Source organism: uncultured Allobosea sp., from assembly GCF_945957345.1.
In the GTDB taxonomy this organism is placed as follows: Bacteria; Pseudomonadota; Alphaproteobacteria; order Rhizobiales; family Beijerinckiaceae; genus Allobosea.
Genome location: NZ_CAMFKW010000080.1, coordinates 1 through 12,736, shown reverse-complemented (window position 1 = coordinate 12,736; position 12,736 = coordinate 1). Strand labels below are relative to the sequence as shown.

The following is a 12,736-nucleotide window of genomic DNA, read 5'->3' as shown; positions in this document are numbered from 1 at the left end:
AGATGCGGGTGAGGGCGGTGTTCGACGAGCGCTGGCTGCTCAACCCGGCGAAGGTGTTCCCGCTGGAAGGCAGGGTGGCGGCGTGATCGTCCACACTCCCACCACCGAGGCGCAAGCCTGCGCCGTCGTGAAATCGGTCATCGACAGCGCCGTGCCGCTCACCCTGCGCGGCGGCGGCACGCGTTCCGGGCTCGGCCGCCCCGCCCAGGCCGCGAGCACGCTCTCCAGCGCCGGCCTCACCGGCATCACCCTCTACGAACCGGCGGAGATGGTCATCGCCGCCCGTGCCGGCACGCCGCTCGCACTCGTGCAGGAAACCCTCGCCGAACGCGGCCAGATGCTGCCCTTCGAGCCGATGGACCATCGCGCCCTCTATGGCAGCGAGGGCGAGCCGACGATCGGGGCCATTGCCGCCTGCAACATCTCCGGCCCGCGCCGCATCAATGCCGGTGCCGCCCGCGACTCCCTGATCGGCGTCCGGCTGGTCAATGGCCGCGGTGAGATGATCAAGTCGGGCGGGCGCGTGATGAAGAACGTCACCGGCCTCGACCTCGTGAAGCTGCTCAGCGGCAGCCACGGCACGCTCGGCTTCCTCACCGAAGTGACCTTCCGCGTGCTGCCGCGGCCGGAACGCATCGTCACGCTGCAATGGAGCGGCCTGTCGGACAGCGACGGCGCCGCGCTCCTGTCAAAGGCGCTGGGTTCGCCCTTCGAGCCCATGGCGGCCGCGCATCTTCCTGCCGGTCTAGCGGGCGACGCGGCCCGGACCCTGCTGCGGCTGGAGAATTTTTCGGATTCGATCGAGTACCGCTCCGGCGAGCTCGCCTTGCTGCTCGGCGAATACGGCGTACCGGAGCGCCTGGAAGGAACGGCACCGACCGAACTCTGGACCGACATTCGCGATGCCGCCTTCTTCGCCGGCAGCGATGAGGCGATCTGGCGGCTCTCGCTCGCCCCGACCAACGGTCCGAAGGCTGCCGCCGCCATCGCCCGGATGATCCCGGGCGCGCGCTGCTTCTACGACTGGGGCGGCGGGCTGGTCTGGCTCGCGGTTACCGCCGATGGCGATGCCGGCGCCGCCGCGATCCGCGCCGCGCTGAAGCCGCTCGGCGGCCACGCGACGCTGGTCCGCGCCCCCGATGCGATCCGCGCCGCCGTCGACGTGTTCCAGCCGCTGGCCGAACCGCTGATGCGCGTCACGGCCGGTATCAAGAAGAGCTTCGATCCTGCCGGCATCTTCGAGCCCGGCCGGATCTATGCGGGATTATGAGGGGCGTCGGTCGACTACACCGTTTCAGTGAAATGGGAGAGAGCCATGGCATCGCCGTTCAAGCAGGATACAAAGGATTTTCTCGCATTCCTTCAGCAAAACAAACCGATCCGCGACAGGATTGCGGCCGAACCGAACAAGACGCTGCTCTATGCGGGTCGCTTCTTCAAGCCGATATGGCGCGAGCTCGAGGAATTGAAGGCAACCTATCCCGCGGGCTCCTTCACGATATTGCCGGACGTTCTGGAGCGGATCGCCATCTCAGGCTCTCACGGCACGTTGAAGCGTTACGTACAGGCGATCGAGGCGAAGGTTCCCTGGATGCCTGACGGCTTCACCATTTGGCGGGCTTTGTCCGGCATCTATGCCAGCAATGCGCGCGGCAAGGTATTCTTCAGCGTTGGCTCGGGTGTCGATCGCGGCAAGGTGCTGGCGGCCACTGAAATCGCCGTCCTGTCGCGAAATCCCCATCTCGATCCCCAGACCAGGGATATCGTGGCGTGGCTGCAGAAATGCATCGCGACACGCACAACCGATATCAATTTTGGCCTGATGCCCTCACGATAGATTGCCTTCGATCGATGCAGACCAACTTCAGCCCCGAGCGTCTCGCTTCCGATCCGCGCATGCCGGCTTCGGAGAAGATTCTGCGTACCTGCGTGCATTGCGGCTTCTGTACCGCGACCTGCCCGACCTATCTCCTCCTCGGTGACGAACTCGATTCCCCGCGCGGGCGCATCTACCTGATCAAGGACATGCTTGAGAACGGCAAGCCCGCTACCCCCGAGGTGGTGAAGCATGTCGATCGCTGCCTCTCCTGCCTCTCCTGCATGTCGACCTGCCCCTCGGGCGTGCATTACATGCACCTCGTCGACCATGCCCGCGCCCATATCGAGGAAACCTATACCCGCTCCTGGCATGACAGGCTGCTCCGCAAGGTCCTTGCGGCGATCCTGCCCTATCCCAGCCGCTTCCGCGCCGCGATGCTGATGGCGCTGGTCGGCAAGCCGCTGGCGCCGGTGCTGGGCGTCATCCCGGTCATCGGCTCGCGCCTGAAGGCGATGCTGGCGCTGGCGCCCGCGCGCCTGCCAACACGCTCCGCCATGGAAGGTCCGCAGAATTTCCCGCCGCCGTCCGAGCGCAAGAAGCGCGTCGCCCTGCTCTCCGGCTGCGCCCAGCCGGTGCTCGATCCCGCGATCAACGAGGCGACGATCCGCCTGCTTAACCGTCACGGCGTCGAGGTCGTGCTGCCGAAGGGGGAGGGCTGCTGCGGCGCGCTCGTCCACCATATGGGCCAGGAGCACGATGCCCTGTCTTTCGCCCGTGCCAATATCGACGCCTGGATGGCGGAGATTGACGGCGAGGGGCTCGATGCAATCCTGATCACCGCCTCCGGCTGCGGCACGACGATCAAGGATTACGGCTTCATGTTCCGCAACGAGCCCGCCTATGCCGAGAAGGCGGCGAAGGTCTCCGCGCTGGCGAAGGACGTCACCGAGTTCCTGGAGACGCTGGAACTCGCTCCGGTCCGTGATGTCGCGATGCCGATCGCCTATCACTCGGCCTGCTCGATGCAGCATGGCCAGCAGCTCAAGGACGGGCCGAAGCGCCTGTTGTCGGGCGCGGGCTTCAAGGTCAAGGAGGTGCCGGAGGGGCATATCTGCTGCGGCTCGGCCGGCGTCTACAACATCCTCCAGCCCGAGATCGCGGGGAAGCTGCGCGAGCGCAAGATCGGCAATATCGAGCGGACTAAGCCGATGCTGGTGGCGACCGGCAATATCGGCTGCATGACCCAGCTCGCGAAGGGGTTTGCGGACAAGGGCGCGACCACGCCGGTGGTGCATACGGCTGAGCTGCTGGACTGGGCGACCGGTGGCCCGCTGCCGGAGAAGCTCGCGCGGGCGGGGATCGAGGACCGGCCGCTGCGGGAGAAGGCGCTGGCGGCGGCAGAGTAGCTCCCTTCTCCCCTCAGGGGAGAAGGGAACAAGCTTGCCCGTCGCGCTTGTACGGTCTAACCCGCCATCAACCCACATCCGGGTTAATCCTACCCAGGTATGGGTTGGGTAGCCCATATCCGCTTTCCGAGTTCGCCATGTCCGCCGACAAGACCGCCCCTGCCAAGCTGAAGGCCCGCCAGCCGCGCGGCTTCGTCGATCGCGGCCCGGCCGATGTCGCCGCCACCGAGCGCATGCTCTCCGTCATCCGAGAGAGCTTCTCGGTCTATGGCTTCGATCCGGTTGAGACGCCTTTCGTCGAGTACACCGACGCACTCGGCAAGTTCCTGCCGGATCAGGACCGGCCGAACGAGGGCGTCTTCTCCTTTCAGGACGATGACGAGCAGTGGCTTTCGCTGCGCTATGATCTGACAGCGCCGCTCGCCCGCTATGTCGCGGAGAATTTCGACGCGCTGCCGAAACCCTATCGCAGCTATCGCGTCGGCTACGTCTTCCGCAACGAGAAGCCGGGGCCGGGCCGCTTCCGCCAGTTTATGCAGTTCGATGCCGATATCGTCGGCAGCGGCACCGTCGCGGGCGATGCCGAGATCTGCATGCTCGCCGCCGACACGATGGAGAAGCTCGGCATCAGGCGTGGCGACTATGTCGTGAAGGTCAATAACCGCAAGGTGCTCGACGGCGTGATGGATGCGGCCGGGATCGACTCTGCCGCGCGCCTCACCGTGCTGCGCGCGATCGACAAGGCTGACAAGTTCCCGCTGGAGGAGGTCCGCAAGCTCCTCGGCGAAGGCCGCAAGGACGAGAGCGGCGATTTCACCAAGGGCGCAGGGCTGTCCGATGTCCAATCAGATCGTATTCTGCGTTACCTCGAACTCGGCCAGAAGCTTGCCGAGCTGGGCAAGTCCAACGCTCAGGACAGCGAAGGCTCGGCAAAGCTTTCTGCCTCGGCGCTTGCCGACTTGCGCGGCCTCGTAGAAGGCGCTGAGAACGGTCAGGCCGGCATCGCTGAACTGGAGCAGATCCGGGAACTGATTACTGCGGCGGGCTATCTCGGGCGCATCATCATCGACCCTTCGATTGTCCGAGGCCTCGAATATTATACCGGCCCGGTCTACGAGGTGGAGTTGACCTTCCCGGTCACCAATGATGACGGACAGGTGGTGCGCTTCGGCTCGGTCGCCGGTGGTGGTCGCTATGATGGTCTCGTCGGCCGCTTCCGGCCCGAGCCTGTGCCGGCGACCGGCTTCTCCATCGGCGTTTCCAGGCTCTTCTCGGCGCTCAAGGCGGTGAAGTCGCCGATCGTCGACAGCCGCAGCGAGCTCCCGCTCGTCGTCGTCACGGCAATGGACAACAAGTCGCCGGAATTCATGCCGGACTATCAGGCGATGGTCTCGGTGCTGCGGCAGGCGAATGATGGGGCCGGGAGGCCGTTGTGCCGAGCCGACCTTTATCTCGGTGCCTCGGGCTTCAACGCCCAGATGAAATATGCCGACCGGCGCAAGGCGTTCTGCGCGGTTATTCAGGGGTCCTCGGAGCGCGAGGCGGGCACCGTCGTCATCAAGGATCTCGTCCTGGGCGCCGAACTCGCGGCGGTGGGCCGCGATATCAAGGATTCCGCCGAGCATAAGGCCAGGCAGGCCGAGGCTCAGTTCTCCGTGCCGGTCGCGGAACTGGTCGAGGGCGTGAAGCGGGTGCTGGCGCGACATTCGTAAAGGGCATTCCCGTCATGCGCGCCCTTGTGGCGAGCATCCACGTCTTGAGCGCGGTTTCTACTTGGCGAAGACGTGGATGGCCGGGACGAGCCCGACCATGACGATGGCGGCTCCCTTCGATTCCCGTTCACCCATTTCCCTCAAATCTCTCGAAAATGCGTCGCATCGCTGCTAGGACGGCGCTCGCAACAGGACAGGACGAGCCGTGCCCGCAAGCCGCGCCAGCATCGAGACCGTGATCGCGCTCTTCGCCGGCGAGGGCTACGCCCATGCCGAGCCGGCGATCCTGCAGCCGGCCGATGTCTTCCTCGATCTCTCCGGCGAGGATATCCGTCGCCGCATCTTCATGACGCAGGATGCCGATGGCCGCGACTGGTGCCTGCGGCCTGAATACACCATCCCCGTCGCGCTCGATCACATCGCCTCGGGCAAGACAGAGCCGGCAGCTTATGCCTATGCCGGTCCGGTCTTCCGCATGCGCTCCGGCGAGCCCGGCGAATTCCTGCAGGCCGGCCTTGAATCCTTCGGCCGCGACGATTTCACCGCCACCGACGCTGAGATCATGGCGCTGACCATCGACGCTACGGCCATGCTCGGCCTCGCTGCGCCGCGCATCGTCATGGGCGATGTCGCCGTGCTCGGCGCGCTGCTCGATGGCCTTGCTGTTCCGCAGGCGGCCCGCCGCCGGCTGGTCCGCGCGGTGGTGCAAGGCAAGGGCACGGACGCCGTCGATGCGCTCGATCCGCCCGCAGCCGATGGCGAGGCCGCCCATGCCGGCCTGCTCAAGGCGCTCGAAGGGCAGGACCCCAAGGCCGCCCGCGCCTTCGTCGAGGACGTGCTCTCGATCGCCGGCATCTCGACCGTGGGCGGGCGCTCCGCTGCCGATATCGCCGAGCGCTTCCTGGCGCGTGCTGCCGAGCGGGAGAACCCGGTCAACGGTGACGTCAAGGCGCTGCTGGCGCAGGTGCTGGCCGTCTCCGGCGATCCCGATGCCGCTTCGGCCTCGTTGCGTGCGCTCGCCGACCAGGCCTCGCTCGATCTCGGCCGCCAGCTCGACGCTTTCGACGAGCGTACCGGCTTCCTCGCCGCGCGCGGCGTCGACATCGGCGCGATACGCTTCTCGGCCGGCTTCGCCCGCAATCTCGACTATTATACCGGCTTCATCTTCGAGCTTCACGACACGGCTCGCGGCGACGGCAAGCCCGTGGCCGGCGGTGGCCGTTACGATAACGTCCTCGGACGTCTGGGCGCGAGCAGGCCTATCCCGGCCGTGGGCGCCTCGCTCTGGCTCGACCGCCTGACGGGAGATGCCGCATGAGCCAGATGACCGATAACGATGCCCCGCTCGTCCTCGCCGTGCCCTCGAAGGGCCGCCTGCAGGAGAACGCCACCGCCTTCTTCGGCCGCGCCGGGCTGAAATTCGTCAAGTCGCGCGGCGAGCGCGACTATCGCGGCGCCATCGCCGGTGTCGACGGGGCGGAAGTCGCCTTCCTCTCGGCCTCGGAGATCGTGGCGCAGCTCTCGTCCGGGGCCGCCCATATCGGCATCACCGGCGAGGACCTCGTCCGCGAGCAGCTTGCGGATGCCGACGCGGCGGTCGAGATGCTGACTCCGCTCGGTTTCGGCCATGCCAATGTCGTCGTCGCCGTGCCGCAGGCCTGGATCGACGTGCGCAACATGGCCGATCTCGACGATGTCGCATCTGCCATGCGCGCGCGCCACGGCAAGAAGCTGCGCGTCGCCACCAAATACGTGAACCTGACCCGTCGGTTCTTTGCCGAGCACGGCCTCGCCGATTACCGCATCGTCGAAAGCCTCGGCGCCACCGAGGGGGCGCCGGCTGCCGGTACGGCCGAGATCGTGGTCGACATCACCACGACCGGCGCGACGCTCTCCGCCAATGCGCTGAAAGTGCTCGATGACGGCGTGATGCTGGCCTCCGAAGCCAATCTCGTCGCCTCGATGCAGGCCCCATGGGGCGAGCGCGCCAAGGCGGCGGCCAAGACCATCCTGTCCCGCATCGCGGCGGAGGAGGAGGGACGCACGCTGCGCGAGGTCCGCGCCCGGCTCGATCTGGCTCCCGACGCACGGGCTGCGCTTGAAGAACGCTTCGGTGCCCGCCTGCCGTTCGGCCCGCCGGCTGCCGGCACGCCGCTGACGCTGCATTGCCCCGACAAGGCGGTCTTCGCGCTGGTCGAACATCTCGATGGGCTCGGTGCCGACGACGTGACCGTCAGCGCTCCGGCCTATGTCTTCCGCCGTGCCAACCGCCTGCTGGAGCGGCTGAACGCCCGAATCTGATGCTGCACGGCAGCATCAGAATGATGGGATCGCGCAAGGTTCAGCCTTGATCCTGAACGAATTGGATTCTAGGCGTTAACCGGTTTGGCGGCTCGACGCTGCCCGTGCGTGTCAATGCAGGTTAGACGATCATGATCCGACGCCTTGGCCTTGCGGCCGTTCTTGCGAGCCTGGCTCTGCCGATGCTGGCTTCGAGCGAAGCCGCTGCTCAGCGCCGCGGCGGCAAGGAGGGCCCGACGCGCGAGCAATACCAGGCGATGGGCACGCCGATCTCGCAGCAGGAGAAGATGTTTCCGCTGGGCGCGAGCTGGAGTGTCGTGGCGCTGAACGGCAAGCCCGTTCAGGACCGCCGCGCGACCCTGATGGTCGACATGAACCTGCGCGGCACCGGTTTCGCTGGCTGCAACACCTTCTCGGCCGCTGCCTATCCGCTGCGCCAGCAGGGCTTCGCGGTCGGCCCGATCGCGCTGACCAAGCGCAGTTGCGACAAGGGCGTGCTCGATTTCGAGAAGGCGCTCCTGCTGGCTCTGCGCGCGACGAACAAGTGGGATCTCGTCAGCGGCCGCCTCGTCCTGAAAGGCGGGGCCGGCGAAGTGACGCTCAGCCGCTCGCTCTGACGGCCCCCGCGCTCTCCTTTCGGAGAAAAGCGCGACAGGTGGTGAATCGGAAAAGGGTCGCGTGAGCGACCCTTTTCGTTTTGGTGAGCGAAGCTCTTTGCGTCGGCGATGTCGGTCGCATCAGCTCCTCCTGTGGAAGAAGCTGATGCGAGCAGCCTCAGGCTGCCGGCGCTTTCGCAGTCGGCGTCGGCGTGAAGGTGCCGTCGGCATTCGGCTCCATGGTGACGATGGCGTCATGCATGGCGCGCAGCGTCGCACGATGGCCGATCGAGACGATGCGAGCCTGCGGCAATTCACGATCGATCGTCGCGTAGATCTCGCCTTCCAGCTTCTCGTCGAGCGAGGCCGTCGCCTCGTCCAGGAAGAGCCAGTCCGGCTTGCTCAGAAGAGCGCGCGCGACGGCCAGCCGCTGCTGCTCGCCGCCCGAGAGGCGCTGGCCCCACAGGTCGACCTCGTCGAGCCTGTCCGCGAGATGGCCGAGCTTGACCTTCTCCATCGCGGCACGGGTCGCGGCATCGTCATAGGCGCCTTCCTCGGCCGGATAGGCGAGCGCCGCCCTGAGCGAGCCCTGCGGCAGATAGGGGCGCTGTGGCAGCAGCATGATGCGTGCCTCGGCGGGAATGCCGACCTTGCCGTCGCCGAAGGGCCAGATGCCGGCAATGGCGCGGAACAGGGTCGATTTGCCCGAGCCCGAGGGGCCGATGACCAGCGTCGAGCGGGCGGTGCCGAGATCGAGCGCGCCGAGCTTCACGATGGGCTTGCCGTTCGGCAGGAGCAGCGTCGCGTCGCGGATATGCAGGCTCTCATCGCGCGAGGTCTCGCGGCCGAGTGCCTCTTCGCTGATCGCGCCGTGCTGCGCATCGGCGATCGCTCCCTCGAAGGTCGTCAGACGGCTGATGGCGGCAAGGTACTGGGCGATCGAGGAGTAGCTGTTGATGATGAAGGAGAGCGCCGTCTGCACCCGGTCGAAGGCGCCCGAGACCTGCTGCAGGATGCCGAGCGTGATCGTGCCGGCGAAGAAATACGGCGCCAGGATGATGGTCGGGACGACCACGCTGGCCTGGTTGTAGGAGAAGGTGAAGGCGGTGAGCTTCAGCCGGCGCCAGACCAGCCGGTAGAAGTTCTCGACGATGTCGCGGAAGCGCTGGCCGAGATGGCTGCGCTCGGTCGGCTCGCCGACCATCAGCGCGATCTGCTCGGAATATTCGCGCAGACGTGCCAGGGCGAAGCGGAAATTCGCCTCCCGTTTCTCCTGCTCGAATTCGAGGCGGATCAGGGGGCGGCCGATGATGTGCGTCAGCCAGGTCGCAGCCGCCGCATAGAAGAACGCCACCCAGAAGATGTAGCCGGGCACGGCGAAGGAGGTGCCCGGGAACGTGAAGGCGACGGGGAGGTTCCAGAGGATGATCGAGAACGAGACCAGCGTGGAGATCTGCGAGAGCAGGGGCAGCGCGAAATTATAGGTCTGGTTGACGAAGGAGCGCGTGTCTTCGGCGATACGCTGGTCGGGGTTGTCGACGCTGCCGGCAAGCGCGATCCGGTAATGCGTCGCATGGTCGAGCCAGCGCTGCGTATACTCGTTCGCCATGAACTGCCGCCAGCGGATCAGGATCGTGTAATTGGCGAACAGCTCGACCAGGTTCGAGACGACCCAGATCGTCGCCCACGGCACGAACACCCAGAAGATCTGGTACCAGAAGGTCGGCGCATCCTTGTTCTGCAGCGAATCGAACATGTCGCGGCTGAAGAACGAGATCCTGAGCGAGATGCCGACCTGAAGCTGGTTGATGACGATCAGGAAGACGAAGAGCGAAACGGCCAGTATGCCGAGCCGGATCTTGAACGGACCGATCGGCCACAGATTGGCGGTCGTGACCTCATTGGATTCGAAATAGGGCGAGGCGAGGCGGGCGATTTTCGCGATCACCGGCACGAAGGAGATCGCGTAGATCAGGATGGCGAAGACGCCGACCGTCGTCGGCAGGCTGGTCGGCACAGGTGGAATGCCGAGCGCTGCCGGCCACCAGCCGGCCAGGGCGGCGAGGGCGGCTGCACCGAACAGCAGATATTCGATCGCGAAGACGCCGGAGAATATCCGCAGGAAGAAGGGCAGCGCCGGCGAGCGGAAGGTCACCGCCGCCAACAGCAGGCCGATGACGCCCATCCCGATCACGCTGGCCGATCCGGCCTGCTGGCCAAAGACCAGCGTGGCAGCCGCCAGCACGGCGACGAGAATGCTCAACAGGCGCATAGACGGGAATCCTGGCGGAAGACGGTGAGAGCCACGATTCGGACCATGTCGCAGCGGGAGCGGCCTTTCAATGGCGCCGCGCCCGGATGAGCAAATTGTCATCTGGCGGAGAGGCGGCCGCGAGGCGCTGGTGAGCGGCTACGCTCGAAACGAAACGCCCCGGACGAGCGGGGCTCGTCCGGGGCGTGATGCTGGAAGAGGGCGGCTTGGCCGCTCGCTGTTACTGCGCGGCGACGATCTTGCCGGCGTCCCACTTGTACATCGAGAAGCTCGGCGAGCTCAGGTCGCCGGTCTTGCCATAGGTCAGCGTGCCGATCGCGGTCTTGACCGGCATGCCCGACTGGAGAGCCTTGGCGGCGCCGTTGGCATCGCCCGGCTTGCCGGCCTTCTCGATCGCGGCCTTGAGCACCTCGACCGCGGCATAGGCGTTGAGCGTGAAGGCCTCCGGCGGGATGCCCTTCTCCTTCAGCGCCGCGACGGCCTGGGCCGAATCGGGGTTCTTCAGCGCGTCGGTCGCGTTGGTGAAGAGCGTGCCGGTGGCATGGTCGCCGCCGATGGCCGCGTATTCGGTGTTGGACAGGCCTTCGCCGCCGATGATCGTCGCCTTGACGCCGGCATCGGCGAGCTGGCGCGCCAGCAGGCCGCCCTCGGGGTGATAGCCGCCGAAATAGATCAGGTCGACATTCGCGGCCTTCAGGCGCGTCACCACGGCCGAGAGGTCCTTGTCGCCGGGATTGACGGTCAGCGCCGCCACTTCCTTGAGCCCGCCCGCATTGATGCCCTTCTGGAAGGCGTCGGCCAGGCCCTTGCCGTAGGTGCCCTTGTCATGGACGATCGCGATCTTCTTGTCCTTCAGGTTCTTCAGGACATAGGAGGCGGCGATATCAGCCTGCTGGTCGTCGCGGCCGCAGGTGCGGAAGACATTGGTCAGGCCGCGCGTCGTCAGCGCCGGGGAGGTCGCGGTCGGCGTCACCATCAGGATGCCGCTCTCGGCAAGCACGTCGGACACCGCCATGGCGACGCCGGAGGTCACCGGTCCAACCACGAACTTGACCTTCTCGCCGACCAGGAGGTTGGCCGAGGATACGCCCTGCTTCGGGTCGCCGGCATCGTCGGCGAGCTTCAGCACGAGCTTCTCGCCGAGCACGCCGCCATTCTTGTTGATGACGTCGACGGCGGTCTGGGCGCCGTTCTTGACCTGGTCGCCATAGGCGGCGACGGGGCCGGTCAGCGGCGCGACGAGGCCGATGGTGATGTCGGCCTGCGCGGCCTGGGCGGAGAGGAACAGCGCGGCAGCCAGCGCGGCGCCCGACAGAAGCTGTGACTTTTTCATCTGCATCTCCCTACGACATGCAACTTTAGCGCGCGATCCCGGCAGGGATCGCTTGCAGCCTGTATAGGCCAGGACGTTGGCCGAGGGCACTGCCCAAGCTTTCATCAGCCTTGTCGGGAAATGCATGGCGGTGCGGCAGGAGCGGCCTGCGCTCAGCCGCTGCGGGCCTTGCGCTGGGCCTCGAGCTCCTCGGTGACCGCGATCACGTCGAGATAATCCTCGTGGCGGGCCGGCGCATAGCGCGAGACATGGCCGTCGGTGAAGCTCTTCCAGGCCTCCGGAGCGGCGTCCTTCATGGCGTTCATGGCGGCGACGAAATCGTCCTTCAGCCCTTGCGGCAGGTTGGCGCGGGTCGAGAACGGGCTCGCCGGGATCAAAGGCGAGGTCCAGAGCACGCGGGTCGAGCCGGCCGGGATCATGCCCTTCTGGGCGAGCCGCTGCGCGACACCGTGCTCGGCATTGACCTGATAGGTCGCGACCACGTCGAACTGCCCGCGCACCAGCGCCAGCACCGAATTGTCATGGCCGCCGGAGAAGACCGTGCCGCTGAAATGCAGCTTAGGGTCGATGCCCTGCTTGCGCAGAAAATAGGCGGGGAAGGCGTAGCCGGAGGTCGAGTTCGGATCGGCGAAGGCCATGACCTTACCCTTGAGGTCGGCGAGGCTCTGATAGGGGCTCTCCGTTCGCACCAGCAGGACCGAGTAATAGCCTTCCTGCCCCTGGTTATCGACGTCGCGCAGCAGCGGCTGGAGCTTCTCGCCGAGCACCCGGCGGCCGAGCGCATAGACCGCCGGCCCGAAGCGAGCGAAATCGACCTGGTCGGCGCGCATCGCCTCGACGAGGCCGGCATAGTCCGAGACCCGGAAGAAGCGCACGGGCACGCCGAGGCGCTGCGAGAGATAGTCGACCATCGGCTGGGTGCGGGCGATGGCGCCGGCCTCGTTCTCGGCGGAGGAGACGCCGAAGCGCACCTCCTTGACGCTCTGCCGCCAGTCCGAGCCCTGAGCGAAGGCAGGGGCGACGCTGCTGGCGGCGAGGCCGGCGAGAACGGAACGGCGTGTCGGCATGATGGTCTCGGGGTGCGATGGAGTTCGATCGCGCCTCGATGCTTGCCTGCGACGACGGTCGAATGGCGAGCGGATGACAGTGCCGTGAAACGAAAAAGGCCCGGCTTGCGCCGGGCCTTCCGTAGTTCACTGGGAGCGATGGATCAGAAGTCCATGCCGCCCCCGAAACCGGGCCTGCCCGGTTTCGGAATTCAGACGCTTTGGGCGTCTGGACTTCCTCAGAAGTCCAT

The 12,736-nt window shown here is 66.3% G+C and carries 10 protein-coding genes; 7 read left to right on the top strand and 3 right to left on the bottom strand.

What is annotated here, in order from left to right:
- Positions 1 to 127: 127 nt before the first annotated feature.
- The 7 genes from Q0Q36_RS23875 to Q0Q36_RS23845 all read left to right on the top strand — a co-directional run bounded on the left by Q0Q36_RS23875 (position 128) and on the right by Q0Q36_RS23845 (position 7,855).
- Positions 128 to 1,270, top strand: a complete 1,143-nt coding sequence (locus Q0Q36_RS23875; RefSeq protein ID WP_293802190.1) for an FAD-binding protein — start codon at positions 128 to 130, stop codon at positions 1,268 to 1,270.
- Positions 1,271 to 1,315: 45 nt separating this feature from the next.
- Entirely contained in the window at positions 1,316 to 1,837 is a 522-nt protein-coding gene (locus Q0Q36_RS23870; protein ID WP_293802187.1) for a hypothetical protein, read from the top strand.
- Positions 1,838 to 1,851: 14 nt separating this feature from the next.
- Positions 1,852 to 3,225: a glycolate oxidase subunit GlcF gene (gene glcF, locus Q0Q36_RS23865; RefSeq protein ID WP_293802185.1), complete on the top strand. Its 1,374-nt coding sequence runs from the start codon at positions 1,852 to 1,854 to the stop codon at positions 3,223 to 3,225.
- Positions 3,226 to 3,362: 137 nt separating this feature from the next.
- Positions 3,363 to 4,937 (top strand): histidine--tRNA ligase, encoded by a 1,575-nt coding sequence (gene hisS / locus Q0Q36_RS23860; RefSeq protein ID WP_293802183.1) that lies wholly within the window; start codon positions 3,363 to 3,365, stop codon positions 4,935 to 4,937.
- Positions 4,938 to 5,142: 205 nt separating this feature from the next.
- On the top strand, positions 5,143 to 6,255 hold the full coding sequence (locus tag Q0Q36_RS23855) for an ATP phosphoribosyltransferase regulatory subunit (RefSeq protein ID WP_293802182.1): 1,113 nt from the start codon (positions 5,143 to 5,145) through the stop codon (positions 6,253 to 6,255).
- Between the two features lie 5 nt (positions 6,256 to 6,260).
- On the top strand, positions 6,261 to 7,238 hold the full coding sequence (gene hisG / locus Q0Q36_RS23850; protein WP_293802188.1) for an ATP phosphoribosyltransferase: 978 nt from the start codon (positions 6,261 to 6,263) through the stop codon (positions 7,236 to 7,238).
- A 131-nt stretch (positions 7,239 to 7,369) separates the two neighbouring features.
- The gene (locus tag Q0Q36_RS23845; protein WP_293802180.1) at positions 7,370 to 7,855 is read left to right on the top strand and encodes an META domain-containing protein; all 486 of its coding nucleotides are present in this window, start codon (positions 7,370 to 7,372) and stop codon (positions 7,853 to 7,855) included.
- A 157-nt stretch (positions 7,856 to 8,012) separates the two neighbouring features.
- Here the strand turns inward: Q0Q36_RS23845 and Q0Q36_RS23840 are convergent, their stop codons facing one another.
- The 3 genes from Q0Q36_RS23840 to phnD form a co-directional block, all read right to left on the bottom strand.
- Positions 8,013 to 10,106 (bottom strand): ABC transporter ATP-binding protein/permease, encoded by a 2,094-nt coding sequence (locus tag Q0Q36_RS23840; RefSeq protein WP_293802178.1) that lies wholly within the window; start codon positions 10,104 to 10,106, stop codon positions 8,013 to 8,015.
- A 220-nt stretch (positions 10,107 to 10,326) separates the two neighbouring features.
- Positions 10,327 to 11,445, bottom strand: coding sequence for a branched-chain amino acid ABC transporter substrate-binding protein (locus tag Q0Q36_RS23835; RefSeq protein WP_293802176.1), 1,119 nt, complete (start codon positions 11,443 to 11,445; stop codon positions 10,327 to 10,329).
- 146 nt (positions 11,446 to 11,591) lie between these two features.
- Positions 11,592 to 12,506, bottom strand: coding sequence for a phosphate/phosphite/phosphonate ABC transporter substrate-binding protein (gene phnD, locus Q0Q36_RS23830; protein ID WP_293802174.1), 915 nt, complete (start codon positions 12,504 to 12,506; stop codon positions 11,592 to 11,594).
- Positions 12,507 to 12,736 lie beyond the last annotated feature (230 nt).

Coding starts and splice junctions, on each gene's coding strand:
- hisG (WP_293802188.1), top strand. CDS start 6,261: ATGACCGATAACGATGCCCCGCTCGTCCTCGCCGTGCCCTCGAAGGGC.
- Q0Q36_RS23840 (WP_293802178.1), bottom strand. CDS start 10,106: ATGCGCCTGTTGAGCATTCTCGTCGCCGTGCTGGCGGCTGCCACGCTG.
- Q0Q36_RS23845 (WP_293802180.1), top strand. CDS start 7,370: ATGATCCGACGCCTTGGCCTTGCGGCCGTTCTTGCGAGCCTGGCTCTG.
- phnD (WP_293802174.1), bottom strand. CDS start 12,506: ATGCCGACACGCCGTTCCGTTCTCGCCGGCCTCGCCGCCAGCAGCGTC.
- Q0Q36_RS23835 (WP_293802176.1), bottom strand. CDS start 11,445: ATGCAGATGAAAAAGTCACAGCTTCTGTCGGGCGCCGCGCTGGCTGCC.
- glcF (WP_293802185.1), top strand. CDS start 1,852: ATGCAGACCAACTTCAGCCCCGAGCGTCTCGCTTCCGATCCGCGCATG.
- Q0Q36_RS23870 (WP_293802187.1), top strand. CDS start 1,316: ATGGCATCGCCGTTCAAGCAGGATACAAAGGATTTTCTCGCATTCCTT.
- hisS (WP_293802183.1), top strand. CDS start 3,363: ATGTCCGCCGACAAGACCGCCCCTGCCAAGCTGAAGGCCCGCCAGCCG.